21 protein-coding genes and 1 tRNA gene are annotated in these 23,242 nt (G+C 33.5%); 12 read left to right on the top strand and 10 right to left on the bottom strand.

The window, feature by feature from the left end; genetic code table 11:
* The 4 genes from lysS to GWI68_RS15410 all read left to right on the top strand — a co-directional run bounded on the left by lysS (position 1) and on the right by GWI68_RS15410 (position 6,297).
* Positions 1-1,515, top strand: a complete 1,515-nt coding sequence (lysS, locus tag GWI68_RS15425; RefSeq protein ID WP_166540851.1) for a lysine--tRNA ligase — start codon at positions 1-3, stop codon at positions 1,513-1,515.
* 164 nt (positions 1,516-1,679) lie between these two features.
* Positions 1,680-1,753: transfer RNA gene (locus GWI68_RS15420), tRNA-Gly, on the top strand.
* A 355-nt stretch (positions 1,754-2,108) separates the two neighbouring features.
* Positions 2,109-4,373 carry a TonB-dependent receptor gene (locus tag GWI68_RS15415; protein WP_166540850.1) on the top strand — a complete coding sequence of 755 codons (2,265 nt, stop codon included), beginning with the start codon at positions 2,109-2,111 and terminating at the stop codon, positions 4,371-4,373.
* 373 nt (positions 4,374-4,746) lie between these two features.
* Entirely contained in the window at positions 4,747-6,297 is a 1,551-nt protein-coding gene (locus GWI68_RS15410; RefSeq protein WP_166540849.1) for a methyl-accepting chemotaxis protein, read from the top strand.
* Positions 6,298-6,714: 417 nt separating this feature from the next.
* Here the strand turns inward: GWI68_RS15410 and GWI68_RS15405 are convergent, their stop codons facing one another.
* The 3 genes from GWI68_RS15405 to GWI68_RS15395 form a co-directional block, all read right to left on the bottom strand.
* The gene (locus GWI68_RS15405) at positions 6,715-6,918 is read right to left on the bottom strand and encodes a hypothetical protein (protein WP_166540848.1); all 204 of its coding nucleotides are present in this window, start codon (positions 6,916-6,918) and stop codon (positions 6,715-6,717) included.
* 296 nt (positions 6,919-7,214) lie between these two features.
* Entirely contained in the window at positions 7,215-7,424 is a 210-nt protein-coding gene (locus GWI68_RS15400) for a sigma-S stabilization anti-adapter protein IraP (protein ID WP_072069219.1), read from the bottom strand.
* 508 nt (positions 7,425-7,932) lie between these two features.
* Positions 7,933-8,481 carry an NAD(P)H-dependent oxidoreductase gene (locus tag GWI68_RS15395; protein WP_166540847.1) on the bottom strand — a complete coding sequence of 183 codons (549 nt, stop codon included), beginning with the start codon at positions 8,479-8,481 and terminating at the stop codon, positions 7,933-7,935.
* A 439-nt stretch (positions 8,482-8,920) separates the two neighbouring features.
* On the opposite strand from GWI68_RS15395, the gene GWI68_RS15390 reads away from it, so the two are divergent.
* Positions 8,921-9,418, top strand: coding sequence for a hypothetical protein (locus GWI68_RS15390; protein WP_227335827.1), 498 nt, complete (start codon positions 8,921-8,923; stop codon positions 9,416-9,418).
* A 5-nt stretch (positions 9,419-9,423) separates the two neighbouring features.
* A complete protein-coding gene (locus tag GWI68_RS15385) occupies positions 9,424-12,264 on the top strand; it encodes a sugar transporter (protein WP_166540845.1) in 2,841 nt (946 codons plus the stop codon).
* A gap of 55 nt (positions 12,265-12,319) precedes the next feature.
* On the opposite strand, the gene GWI68_RS15380 is transcribed toward GWI68_RS15385, so the two are convergent.
* Together GWI68_RS15380 and GWI68_RS15375 are read right to left on the bottom strand one after the other, a co-directional pair.
* On the bottom strand, positions 12,320-13,195 hold the full coding sequence (locus tag GWI68_RS15380; protein ID WP_227335825.1) for a T3SS regulon anti-activator ExsD domain-containing protein: 876 nt from the start codon (positions 13,193-13,195) through the stop codon (positions 12,320-12,322).
* A gap of 84 nt (positions 13,196-13,279) precedes the next feature.
* Complete coding sequence (locus tag GWI68_RS15375) at positions 13,280-14,116, bottom strand: AraC family transcriptional regulator (protein WP_166540843.1); 837 nt, start codon at positions 14,114-14,116, stop codon at positions 13,280-13,282.
* Between the two features lie 1,177 nt (positions 14,117-15,293).
* Here GWI68_RS15375 and GWI68_RS15370 point away from each other — a divergent pair.
* On the top strand, positions 15,294-15,809 hold the full coding sequence (locus tag GWI68_RS15370) for a polymer-forming cytoskeletal protein (RefSeq protein ID WP_227335824.1): 516 nt from the start codon (positions 15,294-15,296) through the stop codon (positions 15,807-15,809).
* A gap of 74 nt (positions 15,810-15,883) precedes the next feature.
* Positions 15,884-16,441: a GNAT family N-acetyltransferase gene (locus GWI68_RS15365; protein WP_166540842.1), complete on the top strand. Its 558-nt coding sequence runs from the start codon at positions 15,884-15,886 to the stop codon at positions 16,439-16,441.
* On the opposite strand, the gene GWI68_RS15360 is transcribed toward GWI68_RS15365, so the two are convergent.
* The gene (locus GWI68_RS15360) at positions 16,419-16,769 is read right to left on the bottom strand and encodes a nitrous oxide-stimulated promoter family protein (protein ID WP_166540841.1); all 351 of its coding nucleotides are present in this window, start codon (positions 16,767-16,769) and stop codon (positions 16,419-16,421) included. The genes GWI68_RS15365 and GWI68_RS15360 overlap by 23 nt on opposite strands.
* A 178-nt stretch (positions 16,770-16,947) precedes the next feature.
* On the opposite strand from GWI68_RS15360, the gene GWI68_RS15355 reads away from it, so the two are divergent.
* On the top strand, positions 16,948-17,193 hold the full coding sequence (locus GWI68_RS15355; RefSeq protein ID WP_162556965.1) for a DinI-like family protein: 246 nt from the start codon (positions 16,948-16,950) through the stop codon (positions 17,191-17,193).
* Positions 17,194-17,312: 119 nt separating this feature from the next.
* Here GWI68_RS15355 and GWI68_RS15350 read toward each other — a convergent pair whose 3' ends face one another.
* Together GWI68_RS15350 and GWI68_RS15345 are read right to left on the bottom strand one after the other, a co-directional pair.
* Positions 17,313-17,552, bottom strand: a complete 240-nt coding sequence (locus GWI68_RS15350) for a YecH family metal-binding protein (protein WP_109407408.1) — start codon at positions 17,550-17,552, stop codon at positions 17,313-17,315.
* A gap of 111 nt (positions 17,553-17,663) precedes the next feature.
* Positions 17,664-17,879, bottom strand: coding sequence for a DUF465 domain-containing protein (locus GWI68_RS15345; RefSeq protein ID WP_166540840.1), 216 nt, complete (start codon positions 17,877-17,879; stop codon positions 17,664-17,666).
* A 252-nt stretch (positions 17,880-18,131) separates the two neighbouring features.
* Here GWI68_RS15345 and eco point away from each other — a divergent pair, with 252 nt between their 5' ends.
* On the top strand, positions 18,132-18,623 hold the full coding sequence (eco, locus tag GWI68_RS15340; RefSeq protein ID WP_109407406.1) for a serine protease inhibitor ecotin: 492 nt from the start codon (positions 18,132-18,134) through the stop codon (positions 18,621-18,623).
* An 86-nt stretch (positions 18,624-18,709) separates the two neighbouring features.
* Here the strand turns inward: eco and GWI68_RS15335 are convergent, their stop codons facing one another.
* On the bottom strand, positions 18,710-19,147 hold the full coding sequence (locus tag GWI68_RS15335) for a universal stress protein (RefSeq protein ID WP_023581562.1): 438 nt from the start codon (positions 19,145-19,147) through the stop codon (positions 18,710-18,712).
* 535 nt (positions 19,148-19,682) lie between these two features.
* On the opposite strand from GWI68_RS15335, the gene GWI68_RS15330 reads away from it, so the two are divergent.
* Positions 19,683-20,597, top strand: a complete 915-nt coding sequence (locus tag GWI68_RS15330) for a cation diffusion facilitator family transporter (RefSeq protein WP_166540838.1) — start codon at positions 19,683-19,685, stop codon at positions 20,595-20,597.
* Between the two features lie 76 nt (positions 20,598-20,673).
* On the opposite strand, the gene ghrB is transcribed toward GWI68_RS15330, so the two are convergent.
* Complete coding sequence (gene ghrB / locus GWI68_RS15325; RefSeq protein WP_166540837.1) at positions 20,674-21,633, bottom strand: glyoxylate/hydroxypyruvate reductase GhrB; 960 nt, start codon at positions 21,631-21,633, stop codon at positions 20,674-20,676.
* Positions 21,634-22,212: 579 nt separating this feature from the next.
* Between ghrB and galE the strand changes: the two genes are divergently transcribed.
* Positions 22,213-23,229: a UDP-glucose 4-epimerase GalE gene (gene galE / locus GWI68_RS15320; RefSeq protein WP_166540836.1), complete on the top strand. Its 1,017-nt coding sequence runs from the start codon at positions 22,213-22,215 to the stop codon at positions 23,227-23,229.
* Positions 23,230-23,242: the final 13 nt, after the last annotated feature.

The following is a 23,242-nucleotide window of genomic DNA, read 5'->3' as shown; positions in this document are numbered from 1 at the left end:
ATGTCGCAACAGCAACAAGGTGCGGAGCAGGCACCTGATTTAAATAACGAACTGCAAACACGCCGCGAAAAATTATCCGCTTTACGTGATAATGGTAACGCATTCCCAAATGATTTCCGCAGAGATGCACTGTCTGACGAATTACATCAAAAGTATGATGCAATGAGTGCAGAAGAGTTAGAAGCAGCGAATGTGGAAGTTGCTATTGCAGGTCGTATGATGACTCGCCGTATTATGGGCAAGGCATCTTTCGCTACATTGCAAGACATGGGTGGTCGCATTCAGCTTTATGTTTCTCGTGATGATTTGCCAGAAGGCATCTACAACGAGCAATTTAAAAAATGGGATCTTGGCGATATCTTAGGTGCTCGTGGTCGTGTTTTTAAAACGAAAACAGGTGAATTAAGTGTTCACTGTACAGAAGTGCGTTTATTAACTAAAGCACTGCGCCCTTTACCGGATAAATTCCACGGTTTAGCTGACCAAGAAATGCGTTATCGTCAGCGTTATTTAGATCTGATCTCTAACGACGGATCACGTAAAACTTTCCAAATTCGTTCACAAGTTATGGCGGGTATTCGTCAATTTATGGTGAACAAAGGCTTTATGGAAGTTGAAACACCGATGATGCAAACCATTCCTGGTGGAGCAAGTGCGCGTCCGTTTATTACTCACCATAATGCGTTAGATATTGATATGTATCTGCGTATTGCACCTGAGTTATATTTAAAACGTTTAGTTGTCGGTGGTTTTGATCGCGTATTCGAAATCAACCGTAACTTCCGTAATGAAGGTGTATCACCGCGTCATAACCCAGAGTTCACTATGATGGAACTCTATATGGCGTATGCAGATTACCGTGACTTAATTGAATTAACGGAAGAATTATTCCGTACATTAACTGAAAATGTACTGGGTTCTTCGTTAGTGAAATACGGCGACCAAGAGTTTGATTTTGGCAAGCCATTTGCCAAATTAACCATGAAAGAAGCTATCTGCAAATATCGTCCAGAAACTGTAATGGCTGATCTTGATGATATGGATAAAGCAGTTGCTATTGCCCAATCTATTGGTATTAAGATTGAGAAAAGCTGGGGCTTAGGCCGTGTTCAGTGTGAAATTTTTGAAGAAGTTGCAGAAAGCCACTTAATTCAACCAACTTTTATCATTGAATACCCGGCAGAAGTTTCACCATTAGCTCGTCGTAACGACGATAATCCATTTATCACTGACCGCTTCGAATTCTTTATTGGTGGTCGTGAAATTGGTAATGGTTTCTCAGAACTTAATGATGCACAAGACCAAGCTGAACGTTTTGAAGATCAAGTTCGTCAAAAAGAAGCTGGTGATGCAGAAGCTATGTTCTTTGACCATGACTATATTACGGCATTAGAACATGGATTACCGCCAACAGCAGGTTTAGGTATTGGTATTGACCGTATGGTAATGTTATTTACTGATAGTCATACTATCCGTGATGTCATTTTATTCCCGGCAATGCGTCCTAATAAATAATTGTTACTTCTTAATTAGAATAATAATTAATTTAAAGCCACCAATAGGTGGCTTTTTTATGTTTATTATTAATAGTTTATATTTTTCATGATGATTAAATAATCACTTAAATAAGAAGGGGATTGCTGTTCGATTAGGTGAGCGTATAATTGGAAAAACCAACTGCGGGCGTAGTTCAATGGTAGAACGAGAGCTTCCCAAGCTCTATACGAGGGTTCGATTCCCTTCGCCCGCTCCAACTTATCTTCCCTCAATATCATCTCAATACTCACTATTAAAATCCTATTTTCATTTATTTTATCAAACCAATAAGCCAAATGTTCAGAATAAAAATCTAAATGTTAACTAGATGATAATAATAGTTATTATTATATTGATAATTATTATCATTGGAGTATATTTCTATTCCCAAAATAAGCCATTAAAGGAATATAACCCTATAAATAATATAGTTATTTTGTTTTCATTCATTGTTCAAAAAGCTAATAGTTATTCAAATTTATTAGATAAATGACAGATGGGTTTTTAACATTCATCAAATTACTTGATGATATAAAACGATTGATAGTTGATAAGTGAAAGGCATTACTTAAATGATATTTCAAGCAAAGAAAAATATAATAACCTTGGTTATTTTATGCACATCAACGTCATCTTTAGCCAGCCAAAATACGCCAGCAAATCAAGAAGACAAACTTGTTGTTACCGCAAATAAAACTAAAACAGATATTAAGCATATTAATACAAAAGACATTAGTACGATAAGAGGAACGACTAATTCAGATATCTTTGCTAATGAAACATCGCTTCAAAGCAATAACTCTAGAAATGAAGCTGGGGCACTTGATATTGGTATTCGCGGATTACAAGGAAATGGCCGTGTTCCTATCATTATTGATGGAAGTCTACAATCAACCAATACTTGGCGAGGTTATCAAGGAAGTGCAGACCGAACATATATTGATTCAGACTTAATTGATTCTATTGAAATAGAAAAAGGCGCTTCCATGAGTAAATTCTCTGGGGGAGCGATAGGCGGAACCGTTAAGTTAAAAACGATTTCAGCAAATAGCATTATCCCTCAAGGGGATCAAGTCGGCTTTCTGTTTAAAGGCAGTCTCTATAATAATAATGTGCGACCAACAGTGAGTTCGAGTGAAGAAAATGAAGGTAGTTATCAGCCATCAACAGATTTAAAAAGTACACATTTTAATAATGGTTCTTATACTGCTGGTGTGGCATATAGAAATGATAAATTCGACTTTTTAATCGCTTATAGTGACCGTACGCAAGGTAACTTTATTGCGGGTAAACATGGGTATGATAAATATAAACAGACGGATGCGCCGATTAAACCAGGTCAGGAAGTCGTTAATACCAGTTATGAAAGCCAGTCAACTTTATTGAAATCCAATATCTATTTTAATGCTGATTCCAGCCTAGAAATTAATTATCGTCACCATGAACAAAAGGCGGGTGAAGTTCTTGCCGCTTATTGGTATCAATATGATGGAAAAATGTCTCAATGGACACTCGGTAGCGCCAAAATAGATACAACATCTGTAAATTACTCTTATAAACCAGAATCGATTCTAGTGGATATGAATGTCGGTGTTTGGTGGACAAAAGGGAGATTTAATCAAAGAAATGGCTTAACGGATGATGTTACTGCTCATAATGGAAATCAATATAAACATAAATACAATGATGAACGTATTGGTTTTAATATAGAAAATACATCTCAGTTTGCGAATCAGCCAATAGATATCACTTATGGTATTGAGTATATGACCCAAACGACAAAACCATTAACCAAAAGATATGAATCTAATTGGAGTCCTGAGGGTACAACGCCAGGTAAAGAGCTTCCTCCTGCAAATCGGAATGCAAAAGGGATAACGAGCTCATTGTTTACCAATATTGCTTATAAAGGTGAATGGATTGATACATTGGGCGGTTGGCGTATTCATTCATTTAAAGTTGAAGATCATATCGCTGGAAAAACAACAACATATGGGCCTAAAAATGATTTCTTTGGTGAGATCCGTTTCCATGTGACACCAGACTTAGATCTTTATAGTAAATATTCAGATACTTATAGAGAACCAAGTTTATTTGAAAGCTCTGTATCAGATCAAACATATTCTTATAACCCTAAGTATCCGATTAAACCTGAAAATGCACGATCTTTCGAAGTCGGTATCCATTTAGATAAAGATAATCTTATTTTTGATGAAGATAATACGTCATTACGTATTGCTTATTTCAACAATGATATTAAGAATTATCTTTCTCAAGGGGTAAATCCAAATGGTGGATATTATCCTGAGTCTTACGTTATTACTAAGAATTACGATAAATTTAAATTATCAGGTTATGAAGTTGAATTAAAATATGATTCAAATTATCTTTTCGGTTCCGTTGATGCGACTTTCTATAATAAAGCTAATTTATGTTCAAAAGCTGAAATGGAATTAGGTCGTCTTGAATCAGCCTGTAATTCTGTTGGCTTTGCATGGGGATTATCGCCATCAAGAATACCACCAGAGAAAATTTTCTCCGGAATTGCGGGTATCAAAATGTTTGATCAAAAATTACAAACAGGTGTTAGGGTTCGTTATAATTCAGGAAAAGATTATCCTCAAAAATGGTTAGTTGGAACGGCGGCTGCTCCTGTTCAGAAATTATACTCATCAACGACTGTCGATCTTTTTGGTAAGTACGCATTAAGAAAAAACATCAACTTCACATTTAATATTGATAACTTAACGGATCGTTATACATTTGATCCTGGTACGGTTATTTATATGCCAATTCCAGGACGTACTGTTAGATTTGGGATAGAAACCACTTTCTAACTATTAAATACGAACACCTCAAGTCACGTATAACTTGAGGTGTTTTTTATTAATTGATTAAATTAAGAATATTCCAAAATTTATTTCCTCCCCAAATTATCTTTTTATTTCTTTAACACTTCTTATTTGTTATTTAAGTCACTAAATTTATAGTTAGTTGATTTTACGGTGTTTTTTGTTTTTTATATTAAATTATAAAAAATGATACATAAGTAACATTTTTGCTTCTCTTAACTAACTCTTTTTATGTATAGAAAATAAAAAACCAATTTATAAAAAACTTTAGTAAAAAATTAAAATAAATTGAAAAAGTGTCGATAAGAGTACATTACGCCCTATTGGGCTTACTTTATCTTGTTAGTTGAGAAATTCGATGCAGAAACTTCGTAACATTACTATTCGTCTGATGATGATAATCATACTGGGGGCTTTATGTGTGTTATTTGGCAGTGTGAGTCTTTATAGCGCATGGTCACTATCACAAATATCTGAAGGCAATCGGGCTGATAATCAAATAATAAAGCAAATGGCCGCACTCAGTCAGGGAAATGACCAATACTTTCGTTTTACTTCGCGGCTTAATCGTTTGGTTGAACAAAAAGCAGAGGGTAAAGAAGTTGACTTTGCACAAGCACAAATCGCAATGGAGAACATGGAAAAACAGATTGAATATATGAAATCTGTTTCTCCGGGGCCGATGGATGCAAAAGTATCAAAAGAGCTAATGGATGTATGGCAAACGCTTTTTGAGCAAGGAGTAAAAAAGCAAATGGAGTTAGCGCTCAATGGCACTATTGAGCAATATGAACACCATGCAAAAAATGTAACGCCTACGTTGAGCCGTGAATTGGGTAATGTGAGTGAAAACTTTAATAATGCCGCAAATATAAAAATTGATAGAACCATTGCAGAAGTGGATGAGCTTATCGAAGTGACACAAATCGTTATTATCATTAGCGCTATTTTAGGAGGAATTATTCTGATCCTAACTGATCGTTATTTAGTGTCAATGTTACAAAAACCACTCGAAAGTATTCGCCAACATTTTGTGAAAATTACAGAAGGTGATTTGAGTCAGCCACTCGAGCCTTTTGGTAATAACTGTGCTGGGCGATTAATACCATTATTGAATGGAATGCAAAATAGTTTACATGAGGCAGTAAGCACTATCCGTCAGGGAAGTGACAGTATTTATCGAGGTGCATCTGAAATTGCCAAAGGGAATAATGATTTGGCGTCTCGTACTGAAGAACAAGCGACGGCACTAGAGCAAACAGCCGCAAGTATGGAAGAAATCACAGCTGCCGTTAACCAAAATATGGAACATGCTTATCAAGCGAGAGAATTGGCTGAAGTCGCATCAGTGACTGTTGAAAAAGGTAATGAATTAGCTGAATTAGTTGTAACAACAATGGATGGGATCTCTGACAGTTCAAGTAAAATAGCAGATATCATCACTGTCATTAATAACATTGCATTTCAAACAAATATACTGGCTTTAAATGCGTCAGTTGAAGCTGCAAGAGCAGGAGCTCATGGGCGAGGATTTATGGTTGTCGCTAATGAAGTGCGCAATTTAGCTGGAGATAGCGCAAAAGCCGCTAAAGAGATTGAAGTCCTGATTGCTGATTCCACAACGCGTGTAAGAAAAGGTGCCAGTTTAGTGAGTGATATGGAAAAAACAATGGAAGATATTTTGACTGGAGTAAAGCAGGTCACTTCAATAATGAAAGAAATCACTATTGCATCAGAGGAACAAAGTAAAGGAATTGGTCAAGTGAGTGTAGCAATTACTCAAATGGATGGCGTAACACAACAGAATGCCTCTTTGGTTGAACAGGTCTCAGCAGCTGCCATTTCGTTAGAAAGACAGACCGAAGAACTACAATTATCAGTAAAAAAATTCAATCTAGTGCATCATTAATATCAAAATACGTCCATAAATCATGTGTCTAAGGTGGTAAGTTTTTACTCGTTAGGCGCATAGATGAAATAAACAAAGGTATATATATTATTCTATATTTATTCAATATTGATAAGATATTTACTCAATCAGCTAACCAATCAGTCATTGATGAAGTATCAATATGATGATAATTTTTCTCAATCCATCTGAAAGTTAAAAAAATTTTATAAAATAGGCTATTTATAAGGAATTAATTCATTTATTTTATTTTTAATAAATTACAGAATATTTTCTATTTTGTTTTTTATAATCAATCAATCAATCATTGATTACGTTATCTTTAAGATGATTTTAATTTTTTAAAGGCGCTAATATAATTTACCTCAAAATAAATAATAATAAAAAGAGGTGTATGGATGATATAGCGCCAACTTTTTAGATCATTTTTTTTATATATTGTTCTGTCTTGGTTATAACATCTTTGTATTGAGGATGATTGATATAGGCATCATTGACGGTTTTGTTTATATCTTGAATTGCGATTTCTTTTTGTTTGTCTGTTAAAGTCAATAACAATGCCTTTAATACTACTTTTAATGCTGCAATTTCATACTCTATATTGATAACTTTTTTTTCCATATGACCCTCAAAAACAATGCTATATTACTGTATGATTAATTATTTTTTATATTAATTAATTGTTTAAGTAAAACCAAGGAAAAAATAAATCAGTTAAAAAGAACAAGGGTTTTGTGATGTTTTTGCTGAAAAATAAAATTAGGAATATTTGAGCTAGGGAGCAATAAGTTAATAAATTTCACTTAATGCTATATTAACAGGAAGAAATTAAAGCATATTCTATTTAACAAAATAAGTAGGATGCAATATGCACCCTATAATATTTTGGGAAATATAAATTTGAATAACTCTCTTTACTAAGCTTGAGTGAGTTTTTTTACATATTGCTCTGTTAAGTTAATAACTTCATTAAGCTGAGGATATCGATTTGATGTATCTTCAATTACAATAGATATATTGCCGAGCATATCTCTTCGTTGTTTATCACTTAGCGTGGAAAGTAAAGATTTGATAACAATTTTCAGTGCCGCAATTTCACACTCAATTTCTTTTAAATTTTTATCCATGGTTTACCTGCCAGTATTTAATGGATGAGTAATATAGGTAATTTTTTTGTTTATCACAATTATGGAAGCATATTATTTAGAGATGTATCGCACATTATGCCTAATATTCTAATCTAATATAAATTATTAGAAATAATTATCAAATTCTAAATTCCACCAATAAATATCGATAGAAGTTTATTGATATTTTCGAACTTTGATGTGACTGAGCGATGTGGTGTATTTTGATCTTGTCTCTGTTTTTATTTAAACTACTTTACTTTTGCTTATATAGTAAGCATTTTCATTATAATTGTAATGCGCGTCTTTTCAGGATGGTCTAAATTAGTCTTGATGTGTTGTTTAATATTAAAATGAGGTGGTTATATTATTCAGTAAATATTAAAACTTCTATCAGTGGTGATTTATTCATAGATGAGAAATAGAACACTTTATTTTTTTTAATGGTCAAAAAATGAAAATAAAAAGAGCCATGTATTAAAAACAAAGCTCTTTTTAGTGGTATTGATTATTGATTATTTTGTTTTACAAAAGCGACATAAGCATCAACCCAATTTTGCATAAAATGTGCTGTTTTTTCAGAAAATTCTCCATCTTCAACCATCCCATCATACCACTTCAGATAACACTCAGGCTGATTTAAGGTCGGCATATTTAAGAAAGATAACGAGTTACGTAGATGCTGTTGTGCTATAGCTGTACTAATATTACCGGTTGAAACTCCGATAATACCCGCAGGAATTTTATCCCAAGCATTCATTCCATAGGGGCGAGATGCTTGATCAAGCGCATTTTTGAGGACACCAGGAATAGAACGATTATATTCTGGTGTGACAAAGATAATGCCTTGGCACTCTTTTATGTGTTGCTTGAAACTGATAACAACAGAAGGTGTATTATTGTCATCATCTTGATTATAGAGAGGAAGATTACCGATATCGATAAATTCGTGACTAAACTCTTTAGGAAATAACTTAACTAATGCATTTGCTGTTTGTTTATTATACGAATCTTTTCTTAAACTTCCGACAACAATACCTATTTTAAAATGATTCATTTTAGTTCTCCTATATTGAAGGATAGAAAAAATATCAGTGACAATATCTGATATTCATTTCTTGATTTTATCTTAGTCGTTAAAGAACGATAACAAAATATAAGCTTAATTTTCACACGTAAATGGTGTAAATAAATGATAAAATTAGTATTATTATTTTTATTATTATCTGGTATTATTTTACTGAAATAAAAAATAACCAGTTTATATGACAACATTTTTACTAAATAAATCCGATATTCAAAAAATGACATCTTTAGTGTGATGTAGGTAGTGTTTTGAGAAAAAATAAATGAAATGATAGGAGCACTCATTGCAACCTTGAGTGTTAGCCTATTTATTTAGTATGCAGTAGGTAATAGAAAATTATAATAAAATGGCTTAAAATGCGACAACTCATATGCTCTTATTTAAGTCTGATCGGGATTAAGGAAAAATGATGTCCTTATTACAAAATAAAAAGAATGTCCTTGCTGTATTTATAACAACCAGCATTCTCGCTTTGTCTGGGTGTGTTTGGTCAGATCAAACACGTCCAGTTGAGACGCCAGCACAGGCGCAAGCTCCAGCAACACAGCCCGTTGCTGTGACTCAGCCAGTAGCAACAGCACAACCGATTTCTATGACACCTACAGCAGGGGCTGTTGACAGTGGCGTAGATGCAAGAAAATTAGGATTAGCACCACAAAGCGCTTGTATTAAACAACTTGATTCTCTAAAAACTTTTTCTCCATCGGACTATCAATCCATGATGAGTTCATTTAAAGAAATTAGTGAAATTAATGCGATGTACCGTAGTGTTCAAGGTACTGCAAGTAAAGATAGCTTAGATTTACTAAAAATGAGTATTGAATCAAAAACAGAAGTTTTGTGTGCAAAAGTTCGCTATCTGTCGATTATGTCAGTTAATTCGACATTGAAAAAACTAGGTGAATAATTACTATGAAATTAAAGCAGAGTGTTTGTCTCGCTTTTATGCTGTTTCCAACACTGTCGTTTGCCAATAATGAGTTTAATTCTGTTATTGAAGATTTTGATCGTTATTTTGAAACGCAAGAGCCAATTAAAATTGAGCCTAAAACATCTGCTACAATTTCATCGTCAACGAGAACTGGTCAGGCTAATCGTGGAGTAAACCGTACAACAACGGTATCTCAACAAAACAAGCCAGAGCAACGAGTTAAGCCTTCTACACCAGCAGAAATAGATAATCAGGTTGTCGAGCCTGTAAAGACACCTGATATCACGCTGGCTGAAAATTGCCCAGTCTTACCTTCAGATTATTCTAAATTTAAGAGTGATAATACTCGTTATTTGACCCCATTACTCTCATTTGTTCCGATTAAACCTCAGTTTACACCCGAAGATCTTAATCGATATCAGTATAGAAATAATGCGACGGTCTATAATCCATTAGCGCTTTATTCGAAAGAAAGCTATTCAAAACCTCAACAAAATCAAAATTTATTATTAGATATTATTCCAGGCACATTTTATTCTGTGACTGCAATTCCTTTCCATTTTGTATATCAATTTAATCGCTCTGTGCTCGATCATAAACAACCTCTTTTTAATAAAACGTTGTTGAATCGTTTAGCCGACACAAGAAATAAATATCAAACTCTGTATCAGAAATATACAGAGCAAACACTAGCGTTAAAGGAACATTTAGAAAAACTTCAAAATGCGAATAACCAAATTAAGCAATTGGAACTATCGCTGGCTGAAACAGAAGAAAAATTAGCGACTGCAAATAACTTACTCAATGATGATACATTGAAACAAGCTGTTGCCAAGCTACAAACAGACCTGAAAGAAACAAAAGAAGGACGTGATTTATTAATTAAGCAATTAGCCGATAAAGAAAACGTGTTAAGTGCAACAACTGCAAAAAACACAGAGCTAGCAAAACAACAACAAGATTTCGAAAAACAATCAGAAACACTTAAAAATTTAGAAGTGAAGTTTACTCAACTTGAGCAAGAAAAAGAGCAATTACAATCTCAGTATTTGCAGGCTCAAGCGCTACTAAAAGATGATAGTGCTAAAAAAGAAATTGATAAGTTACAAAAGTTACTTGAGAGTACGAAAGCCGAACAAGAAAAACTATTAAGTCAATTAAATGAAAAACAAACATTATTGACTAAAATCGAGCAAGAAAAAGAAAATGTCCAAGCTCAATATGTACAAGCTGAACAATTACTCCAAGGTAGTCGTGAACAAAAAGAACAAGAATTAGCCAAGCTAGAAGCTGTAAAAAATAAAGAAATAATAGCATTAGAAAAGTCGTTATCGACAATAACCAATGAACAAACTAATTTGGCCAAGCAACTGGCTGATGTACAGAGCCAATTAGCAACCATTAAAAAAGAAAAAGAAGATATTCAATCTCAGTTTGTGCAGGCACAATCTTTATTAAAAGATAATACTGCGAAAAAAGAGATAGAGAAACTACAAAGTACATTATTGAAAATTACATCAGAACGTGAAGATTTATCTAAAGAGCTTGCATTAAAAGTAGCAGATGCAGAAAAACAACAAGATGCTAATAACAAACTTGTTGATGAACAACGTCAAGAGATAGCACAATTAAAAACACAAGTTGAAAAGAATAACCAAGAACAAACTCAACTTAATAAATCACTTTTAGCTGTTCAACAGCAAAAAGAGCAGGCTGATGAAAAGCTGAAAGCTATACCAGAATTAAAATTACAATTAGAGAGTAAAATAACAGAATTAGCTGACCTGAAAAAAAACTTATCTGCAGGTGAAAAAGCGGTTGATAATTTAATTACAGATAAAAATAATTTAATTGCTAAATTAGAAAAAGCACAAAATGAATTGTCAGCTAAATATCAAGCATTAGATACGCAATTTAAAGAAAGTAATATTGCATTAGCACAATTAACAGTGAGTCAAACAGAAAGTGCCAAGGCCTCTGCATTATTGGAAAAGCAGCTTACTGAAAAACAAAATGCTGTTGATAAATTAAGTAATCAATTAGCTGATGTAAAAGCACAATTAGAAAAACAAAATATAGAAAGCACACAGCAAATTAGTGTGTTAAAGCAACAGCAAACAGAAGCAATTGGGCAATCAAAACAGCAAGAAAAGACATTAGCTGACACCCAAAAAGAGATGCTTGATATCACTAAACAGCTTGAAACTCAACGTGCATTAACTCAATCTTTAGAAGAAAAGAGTACGCAATTAAACGAGAAAATTAAGGCAAAAGAAGCTGAATTAGCGAAAGCTAATACTGAGACAAGCAATGTATTAAAAGAAAATAAAACATTGAAAGAGCAGCTTGAGAAAATAGCAGGTGAAGGGCAAATGATCGCAGGGCAACTTGCTTATGCTTATTCAATTATTGGTAAAGATAATGCTCAACGCAATAAGTCTATTCTATCTGAGATTCAAAAACAAAATTATATACAGTATGACGATAATACCTATTTTAAAATTTTAAAACAGGGTAAACCTGTTGATTCAATTGCAGGTAAACCTGTTGATTCAATTGCAGGTAAAACGGTTATATTTACGATGCATGAAGAGTTAACTGACGGAACTGTAACGCTTAATTATGATAAAGCTAAACCACTTACTTTACCTTACCGCCAACTACCATTACCACTGAATACCTTTATTGCTAAAGCTGGTATCAATGGTAAAGCTAAAATTTATATAAAACCAGGTGGTGGCTATGGGAAAAATGGTGTTCCTGGACAAGTACCACCGGAATCAATGTCTATTGTGACAATTGAAGTTTTAGACGTTAAATAAATGATTAAATGATAGTATCAGCTCTTTTTTCTTTAAAAGAAGAGCTGATTTTTATTTATTTCCATAAAAATAGATCATTCTTTAAACAAAGATCCCTTTCTAATAACCAATGTTTTAGTATATGACAATTTTCAGGAGCCTCTGGAATACTATTTAAAATCTCCCATAAAGGTTTTAATAGTTCAGAATTCGGTGTCACATTACGTATATAATCTAATGTATTAGTTATTTCAATATTAAAGACTGGTTCGGTCTCCCAATGTTCTAAGAGTAACTGAATACTTTTTTGTAATAAGTCATTAATGACAATCAATCTAACATTATCTGTACTAAGTTTAATATTGATATCATCTAAAGATAGAAAAGAGTCTTTTATATTTGATAATTGTTTTTTTTCAAATGACTTAATGTTTTCACATTGCTTAATTTGAAGCTCAAGCTCTTTTTTTGTTTCATAAAGGGTGAATAATTGAGGTGTAATATGTTGAGCCCACCAAATAAAAAGTGGTTTTATAATGGCTTGAATTAAGCGCATATGCTCATTGATATTAACGGTTGCTCTTAATGACTGATCCCAATCCATTACAGTAAAAGCAGAATATAACCGCGGTGGATGAAAAGAACGGGAAATCTCAATGATGTCGCGAATATCCTCTTTAGTAATAGCGATAAAGCAATGTTTTTTCCGTAAAAACCAAGTGGATTGTAATAAGCTATCTAAACTTTCACGGCATAGTACGCGAGATAATATTTTTATCTGTTGCTCGTTTATATTGTATTCGTTAGTAATATTTTCATTGATATGCAAAGAAAACTGTAGGTTAAATAGTCTATCTACAGTTTTTTTATCATTGCCAGCCATCATTTTTTTTAGTAATGCTAAGTAGTCATAATAATGAGGTTGGGGAGGAAATTTATTTTCTTTTATCACGATATACAACTCACTCATAAGAATAAATTCTAAGCATTCTAACGATGAATGGCTTTTTTATATTATGATAATCGACCGGATTTTTTATAATTTTAATCTAAGATTTCTCGCTTTGCTCGGTGTCATGTTAAAACGACGATGGTAGCTTTGTGTAAAGTAAGATTGACTTGAAAAACCAGATTCCATTGATATATCAACGATACTCATTTCAGTGGTAAGTAGTAACTGATGTGCATAAATGATCCTTCTTTCACAAATCCATGTTCTTGGGGACGTTCCATAGACATGGTTAAAAAGCTCTTTAAATGTTGTTAATCCCATACCAAATTCACGAGCAAATTGTTTGAGTTTCCAATTTTTTAAGTGATTTTTTTCCATAAACAGTTTTAAGCGATCGATTTGGCGGTGACTGAGTTGGCGCAATAATGCCATTAAATCTGAGCCTTGTTCTGTTGAAAGCAAAAGGATTAAAAGTTCTTCAATTCGTAACTGTGTAAATGTTTCAGGGCAAGAGTGAATAGTAATATATTCAAAACCATTACTACAAAACTGTATAAGAGGCGAATTTTGGAAACAGATAAATGCACTCGAAAAATCTTCATCTCTTTCTATTTGACTCAGAATATCATTGTATTTTGATGTGAAATCTCTTAAAAAATCATCAGAGAGAGGTATGTAAATAATCTCTGCTGGTTCTGTAGCGGGTGTTTTTATTGTGTAATTACCTTGCTGTAAAAAAATAATCTGATCTTGATTAACTGTTACTGTATCAGTGCAGTTTTGTAAAATAAGTGTGTTTTTTCGTATTATAAAGAGTGCTTTTTGTTCATTTTCTAGTATTTGATATTGTGGATAAAAATAAGATTTCTTTTGAATCAAGCAATCATATTGGTTTTTATTATCACATTGTATGGTATTCATTTTTCGCCCAAAAAATCATTATATAAGTATCACTGTGTTTTTATAAAAATAAATATAATAGTATTTATAAAAACACTTCTTTATTATTTAAATGCTATTAAAAATAAAAAAAAGAATGTTTTCTTTAATTTGATGTGGTTTTTTTTTAGATATTAGACATTGAATTTCTATTGCTAATTTAAGATAAGGAGCATTGTTGATTTTAAGATGTTATTAATGATTTGCAAAAGAAAATTAAAGATAGAAAAAATTTAATCAGTAACAATAAAGGATGCTAAACATATTTATGTAATAAATAATTTACACTTTATTTTTTTATTATTAAATGTATTGTATAACAAATAGTTGGATTTATTGTTTTTCTTTACAGTGTAAAGAGATAGTAAGTGTATTTAAAATGTAACTATATTCTTTGTTTTTTAATTGTAGTTTATTTGATATCGATTTGTTGCTGTTTTTTTAGATTAATTGAGCGTTTTTTGTGTGTAAGAAAACTTAAGATTAAATTAAATTAAATTCATTTATTTTAAATAACGTTCCGTTATTATAACTTGCGTTTTTATAAGTTCTATAAAATGGAAAACAAAAATTTAATAAAAAATAAGTTTGTTCTTATTAAGAAGAGGTAGTTCTTTTTCTCACTGCTTTTCATTTATGCGACTATAGTCTCAGATTTTCAGTAGAAGCAAATAGAGAAGAGTTTGTTAAGTTTAAATATTTTTTCTAAATAAAAAGATAAGTATGTACATATGATGTTAATTTGTATTAAAAAATATTTATCTAAAAAAGAGTGATGTTTTCACAAGTTACTTACATTAAATTTGGGTTATTTAAATAAATAGCTTTATAGCTTTATTCTATTTATGCAATTTCTCTTAAGGGACAAATCAATAAACTAAAAGGTAATAATAGCCTTATTACTGGCATCATGCTTAGCGTAAATTTATTAAAATAGTGAATGCATAAGTGTATTTATTGTCAGGGAGGTAGGGTATAGCTAATTATGGAGAATAAGCGGACACTGCGAAATATTATATTTAGTGGGATATGGATAATTTGGACTCTTGCATTAATCGCCTTTTGGCGTTCTAAAATGGCAGGAGAGTTTTTGATTATCTTGATCCTAATTTTTAGCATTATTATTTATTCCATGACTTTGAGGTTAAAAAAAACCGCTATGTTTAGTCGTAAAACTGAAACACCAAAAGTAGCAGAACCTGTTACACCAGTCATAACAGAAGAGAAAAAACCGATGCCAGAGCAGAAACTGTATACTATTATTGCGAAAGGAACGGTATTCCAAGGTGATATTAATGTCGATGGCGATATCCAAATTTGGGGTAAAGTATCAGGAAATATTAATGTCAAAGATGGTGTTATTCGTGTTATGCATGCAGGACAAGTTGAAGGTGAATTAACTGCGCCTGATATTATTATTGATGGTTTTGTTAAAGGCATTTGTGCTGCAAATAATCTAGATATTTTAGAGCATGGTGAGTTACGTGGTACCAGTCGTTGTGGAAGTATGTCTATTAAGCGTGGTGGTATTTTTACAGGGCAATCAGAGCAAGTTGAACATCAAGCTAAATCCGTTGCTCAACAACGAGTGGTTTCAATCAAAGAAAGTGCTAATGTAAATAAAGATAAAGTAACGGCACCTGTAGAAAACCAACTAAAAGAAAATAAAAAATAAGTCTTCTTTTCATTATTTTTTGCTTGTCCTATTTTATCGATATTACCTTAACTCTGTATAAATAGAGAATAACGATGAATTTAGAGACTCCTAGACTACACTTACGAGAATGGCGTGAAAGTGATAAAGCGCCATTTTTTTATGAAGTTAACTCCTCATCTGAAGTGATGCGTTACTTTCCTTGCACTTTATCTCAATTAGAAAGCGATAAAATGGTTGAGACTATCCGTGAAAAATTTATTCAGCAAAATGGATGGGGAATGTGGGCGGTTGAATTAAAAAAAATCCAAGAATTTATTGGCTTTGTTGGGTTAAATATTCCAGCTGCCTCTTTACCTTTTAGTCCTTGTGTAGAAATTGGCTGGCGTATAGGACAAAAGCATTGGCGTAAGGGATATACTTATGAGGCCGCTTTAGCTGTATTTAAATTTGCTTTTGAAACGTTGAAACTAGATGAAGTTGTTGCTTTTACTGCTGTTCCAAACCTTCCGTCTCAAGGTGTGATGCAAAAATTAGGTATGCATCAATTTGATAACTTCTTTCATCCCGCATTAGATAAAACTCACCCTTTAGCGGAACATGTTTTATATCGATTGAATAAATCTGACTTTATTTTTCAGTTGAACGAATAGTACGCTTTTTTTCAGGAAGCGGAGGTACCGGTTTTTTATCATCAATAAGATGACGTATTGCCAAAATTGGATGATAAATCAGCATCCGTGGACCAGCCCAACGCATGATTTGTTTCATGGTTTCTCTTTTTATAGGTTGGTAACAATGGATAGGACACTGCTTACAGGCGGGTTTGTCTTCACCATAGCGACATTTATCTAATCTGTTGTAGGCGTAATCGATTAATTTTTGATAATAATCTGAGTCGGTTTCAGAGTGTGATTTTGCATAAAGAGAAACCATTTTTTGAATGGTTTGTTTCTCACGAGAAATTCTTTTTCCTGACATATCTTTCTCTCTTAGCAATGTTGTATTTATTATGCATCTTATCATTAAGCCTATAGAGACGCTAAAAAATTATTTAATGAACAATGATGAAAAAATTTTAGTAAAAAGGCTTTTCTTTTTTCCTAGAATATAATACTGTATTTATATACAGTTTATTTGCCTTTAAATGGTGAAACCAATGCGTGTGGAAATTTTATTTAATAAACAATCTAAGATAACCGACTCATTATTTCCGCTTTTAGAACACGAACTAAGAAAAAAGATTATTCCAGAATACCCAGATATGCAGTTTCGTATCGCTTTTAGTAGCATGAACTCAATTCAAGTTACAGGCATAAAAGATGAAACTAAGCACGAACATATTATGGAACTTATTCAAAGTGTTTGGGAAGATGATTCTTGGTTACAAACAGATGATGATTAAAGTTCAATAAATAAAGTCCTTACGATTGCCAGAAATAATGGTCTTTTATTTTTTAAAGTTAAAAGCACATTAACTAGAAAAGGAAATCACTGGCAATCGAGTTTTAAATTGTATATTTATCAATGGCGACAAATTTTATTTTCACTTGTCGTAAAACCACCTTCAGCAGGAATAAATTTCCCTTTTTTTTCTAAGAAATCAACTAATTCAGTTGCTGTCATATTTTCAGCTGAACAAGTATGAAATCGAGAGTCATTGCCAAATTGCTGATGAATAGCATCAATAAGTGACGCTTTGGTAAAAGCGGTATCTGAAGAAAGGATCATTTGTAAAACTTCATGACCGTGGATCGATGACATGTTGAACCCCTAAAAAAACAAAAGATACATTAATTATGCATCTTTATGGGGTGATATCTTTGCTTTTAATCATAAAAAGCGATGACATCTATCATCGCTTTAAAAAGAACATTATTTTTCACTTCTCTGAAGTATTTTTTGCATTTCATCTTTGAGATGAAGTTTTTCTTTTTTTAGTTTGACCACTTCATCATTATAGCCTGCTCCATTAGGGCCTTCTAATTTTGCAATTTCTTGATTGAGTCGATGATGTTTATCGTAGAGAGCCTGAAAGCGAGGATCACTGTTTCTTAATTGAGAAACAAGGGTTTGTTGATCTGAGAACATATAACCTCCTATGAAAAGAAATTGGGTCTCTATTTCAGTATAATCATAGATTGGATATCTGCATGGTGGAGTATCACAAATTTACATTTCATAAAAAAACATGATTTTTCTTTTTAAAACATTCAGAATTATCCTCTCATAGTGATATTTACTAAGATGTTAGCATTCAAGCACTAAAAATATTAGTATTCAGATAATGAGCAATAAAAACATCTGACTAATTTTATTAACAGCGAAGTGTTCGCTGTAAAAATGGAGAAAGTGATGAACAAAGTAATATTATCTTTAGTAGCAGCTATGTCTTTATCTGCGTGTGCACAAGCTACCGACAGTTTAGATAAAGTTGCGCCTTATCCTAAAGCTCAAGAAAATCAAGTTCGTCATGTTATCGAGTTAGAACAAAAAGATAATGAAGGTAATTACCAAGTTGAGCTAATCGTTGGTAAAGAGCTAAAAGTAGATTGTAATCATCAGTGGTTTGGTGCTGAACTAGATGAAAAGAATTTAGAAGGTTGGGGCTATAGCTATTACGTTGTTAGTGATTTAAATGGCCCAATGTCTACTATGATGGGTTGTGCGGATAACACGAAGAAAGATGCTTTTGTTCAGGCCAATATGGGCTCTGATGCCTTCATTCGTTATAACAGCAAATTACCTATTGTTATTTATGCACCAAAAGACGTTGATGTGAAATACCGTATTTGGTCTGCTGCTGATACTGTCCAAGATTCAGTTAAAAAATAACAGCTAGCTTTATTTAAAACGACCTTAATTTACTAAAAGCCCTTTGTTATTGAAACAAAGGGCTTTGTTATTATTGAAGTGACAGATTAACGGATAACTAAAACTGACATTTTTGCATGACGTACAATAGATGATGCTGTTGAACCTAATAAGTAGGATGAAACATTAGGTCGATGCGAAGCAATCGCAATTAAATCAGCGTCAATGTGGCGGGCATATTCTAAAATTTCATCTTTTGCATTACCAACACCCACATTACATATAATTTGCTCATCAGGAATTTTCGCATCTTTGATCATTTCTTGTAGTGCGACAAAAGCAAGACGAGTGCGTTCTGATGAATCTTTGAATTTTTCAGGAATAGCCGCAAATTCAATACCAAAGAAAAGTTCGGCGTTAGGGATAACGGTGAGGAAGTGGATCTCAGGTTTACCCACCTTTGCAATTTGTTCAATGTGAGCGATCAGTTCCTGAGAAAGTTCATCTTCTAAAATATCAATAGGAACTAGGATTTTCTTATACATTACAAACCTCACTTAGCGTTAGTTTAAAATATTTACTATTATTACATAATAGTGAAAAATAGCTGTGATCTGTGTTTTAAATAAGAGTGAGAATGATTATTTACTGCTTTACATTATAAATCATAAAAAAGTAAATACTGGCTGAAATAATATCAAAAATATAATTAAAATAAGTTATACACCTTAACTTACTGACAGAAAAGCAATTAATAATATCGTCTTAAAAATAAAAAATCTTTACCTTGTTCTCAAAGAGAAAATGCATAAAAGAATGATTATCAATTATATTATTGTTCTGTATCTATAAGATTTTATTAGTAAAAATAAGAGACATAAAGAATTAAATATGGCATATTAATAGGTAATGACATCTCAATATGATGTCTGGACAGCAATCTTAGTCCCTAAACTGGATTGTTATTCAGAGTCGTCCTTTATCCTCACCAATGAGTTATGGAACCTGAAATAACCTATGGAACTCTATTTAGCTATTATAAATAGAGTAGGCTATTTAAAACCAAATAAGATTATTATTATGACACATAATCACATTGATGATATTGAGTTGGATCGGGCTAGTAATACGCAGTCTGAAAAGTTTAAAGCAGCTAAAAAAAGCACGTTAGTGAGTATTTTTGTTAATGTTTTTTTATCCATTTGGCAAATTACCGTAGGTTTTTTCTCACACTCTCAAGGCTTAATTGCAGATGGTATTCACTCACTTTCTGATCTTATTGCTGATTTTGTTGTTTTAATTGCTAATAAAGGCAGTCAAAAACAACCTGATGCAGATCACCCTTATGGTCATCTGCGTTATGAAAACGCAGCTTCACTTATCCTTGGAACTATTTTATTAATTGTCGGCTTAGGCATGGTGGTTTCTGCAATCCATAAAGTTTTAGATCCCTCAACTATTCCTGAAGTCCATCGCGTTGCATTGTATGTTGCTTTATTAGCGTTAGCGGCCAAAGAAGGGCTTTTTCGTTACATGCTTGGTGTCGCTAAAAAAGTAGATTCTAATATGCTGGTCGCGAATGCATGGCATGCGCGCTCAGATGCCGCCTCTTCATTAGTTGTTGCTATTGGTATTCTTGGTAGTCTTGCTGGATTTAAGTTCTTCGATCCGCTTGCAGCATTAATTGTAGGTTTATTTGTTGGCCGTATGGGATGGCGTTTTACTTATCAAGCCTTGCAAGATTTAATGGACAGAGGGGCAGACGAAGAAACCTTGGAAGAAATTAAACAGAAGCTGATTACAACCCCAGGTGTGCAAGGTGTGCATGATTTAAAAACCCGCCGTTCAGGTGATTATTTATTGGTAGATGTACATCTTGAAATAAAAGGGGATCTCACTGTTAGCGAAAGCCATGAGATTGTCGTTAGTGCTCGCAATAATGTTTTGCAAAATAAGCAGATATTAAGTGTGATGGCTCACGTAGATCCCGCTTAAATTAAAAATATAATAAAAAGGTAATGGTAAATTTCCATTACCTTTTTTTGTACCTCAAAAAGATCTATTTACTACTTTAGAAATTAACGCAGTTTTCTTTTACGTTATCACTCAGTGCCGCAATCAGATTATCTACCGCACATTCGGCCATTGCGTAGCGAGTTTCTTTTGTCGCAGATCCAATATGTGGAACGGCAACCACATTTTTCATGCTCAATAAAGGTGATGACAGCGACAGTGGCTCTGTTTCAAAAACATCAAGCCCAGCACCTGCAATTTCTTTTTGTTCTAGCGCATTAATTAATGCTTTTTCATCAACGACAGCTCCTCTACCTGCATTAATTAAATAAGCGTCGGGCTTCATCATCGAAAACTGATTTTGGCTTATTAAATGATGTGTTTCTGGTGTTAATGGTAAGGTGATACACACAAAATCAGATTGCTGTAGTAGCGTATCTAAATCACAATACTTAGCATCAAAACGGTCATTTGCATCAGTATACTCTGTCCTTGAGTGATAAAGAATATTCATATTAAAACCAAAGTGGGCGCGTTGTGCCAATGCTTTGCCAATTCGGCCCATACCAAGAATACCCATGGTTTTATGATGAACATCAGTACCGTACCAATCTGGTGTGATACCTTTAACCCATAAACCTTGTTTAACATTATCTGCAAGCTCTGGGATACGTCTTGATACAGCAAGCACTAATGCCATCATAGTGTCAGCAACGGTGTCTGTTAGTACGGTTGGCGTGTGCATTAGCTTTATATTGCGTTTAGTTAGTGCGTTAACATCAACATTATCATAGCCAACCGAAACGGTTGAAACCGCTTTTAAATGAGGGGCGTGGTCTATAAAATTTTTATCAATATTGCCACCAGCGCCTAGTAATCCAGAAGCATTGGCAAGTGCTGAACGAAAATCATTCGAGTCTAAAGAAAGCGTATTAAATTGTTTGATATCAGCAAAGTTAGACAGTTTTTTGTACAGTGTTTCGGGCAGGTTTTGGTAGAGCAAGACAATCGGTTTCATTATGTTCTCCATTCAATACTTGTCATACTTCAATACTCGTCATACTTCAAACTACATGCGTTTATTCGTACTAGTCACATACTAATACATGCTCCTAGCAACTCATTTACTTGTCGCCTAGCTGTGACTTGAATTATTTAGAGTATATATTCAATGTGCTTATTAATGGTGATTATTGTATGTAGTCGTTGACTCGTTTTTCCCCGAATTATCTAGAGGGGGAGTGTTCTTACTCCGCTTAAACATATTAGCGGGGAGCTTAATAAGGTATGATAAAACGTATTGAATGTCAGTTTTATCATGTAATTAACAGATTAATTTGGATGTAATCGTTTACTTTTACTAGGTGTTGTTTTTAGTGATAAAGAGGTGAGATGTATTACATGCTTTATTAACTTGCTGTAATACAATTCTAAATTAAGGTTTTTATAAAATATAAGCGTGTGCGAAAAGAGTGTAAACGTTTACATTAAATGTCGGTTTGATCACGAAATTATTTTGTTGATCTTGTTAAACTCTGTGTCAGTGAACAGAAACCGTCTTGCTCTTTTCCGTTGAATTGAATCAAAAGAGGTGAATGTGGAAATATTAGTGACAGGTGGCATGGGATATATTGGTAGTCATACTTGCGTTCAAATGATTGAAGCTGGTATGACCCCAATTATTTTAGATAACCTTAGCAATGCGAATGAAGAAGTGCTTAACCGCGTTGAAGCATTAACCGGTAAACGCCCACTGTTCTACAATGGTGATATTCGTAATGATCAATTATTAGCATCAATTTTTGCTAAACATACAATTCAATCTGTTATTCATTTTGCGGGATTGAAAGCAGTAGGTGAATCTGTTCAAAAGCCGATTGAATATTATGACAACAATGTTAATGGCACATTGGTGTTAGTGCGCTGTATGCGAGATGCTGGTGTTAAAAGTATTATTTTTAGCTCATCAGCAACGGTTTATGGAGATCCTCAATCTGTACCTATTAATGAAGATTCACCTGTTGGTGGTACAACCAATCCATATGGCACCAGTAAATATATGGTTGAGCGTATTTTATCTGATTTATATGTTGCTGATGAGAGCTGGTCTATCAGTTTACTGCGCTACTTTAATCCTGTTGGTGCCCATCCATCAGGCACGATGGGAGAAGATCCTAAAGGTATTCCAAACAATTTAACGCCATATATTTCTCAAGTCGCTATTGGTCGTCGTGAACACGTTGCTGTGTTTGGTAATGACTACCCAACAAAAGACGGCACAGGCGTTCGTGATTACATTCATGTTATGGATCTGGCGGATGGCCATATCGCTGCGTTAAATGCATTAGGTAAAAAAGCGGGTCTTCATATTTATAATTTAGGAACGGGCAACGGCACGAGCGTGATAGAAATGATTGAAGCATTTCGTAAAGCCAGTGGTAAACCGATCCCTTATCAACTACAAGCTCGCCGCCCTGGTGATATCGCTGAATGTTGGTCAAGCCCCGCAAAAGCAGAGAGAGATTTGCATTGGAAAGCCATTCGTTCAATTGATGATATGGCTGCTGATGCTTGGCGTTGGCAGTCACAAAACCCAAATGGTTATCTGAAATAAGATTTACAGTATT

Origin of the sequence: Proteus sp. G2669 (assembly GCF_009915245.1) — a bacterium.
GTDB lineage: Bacteria > Pseudomonadota > Gammaproteobacteria > Enterobacterales > Enterobacteriaceae > Proteus.
Note: the sequence above shows the minus strand (reverse complement) of the source record. Positions and strands in the feature narration are given on the sequence as shown.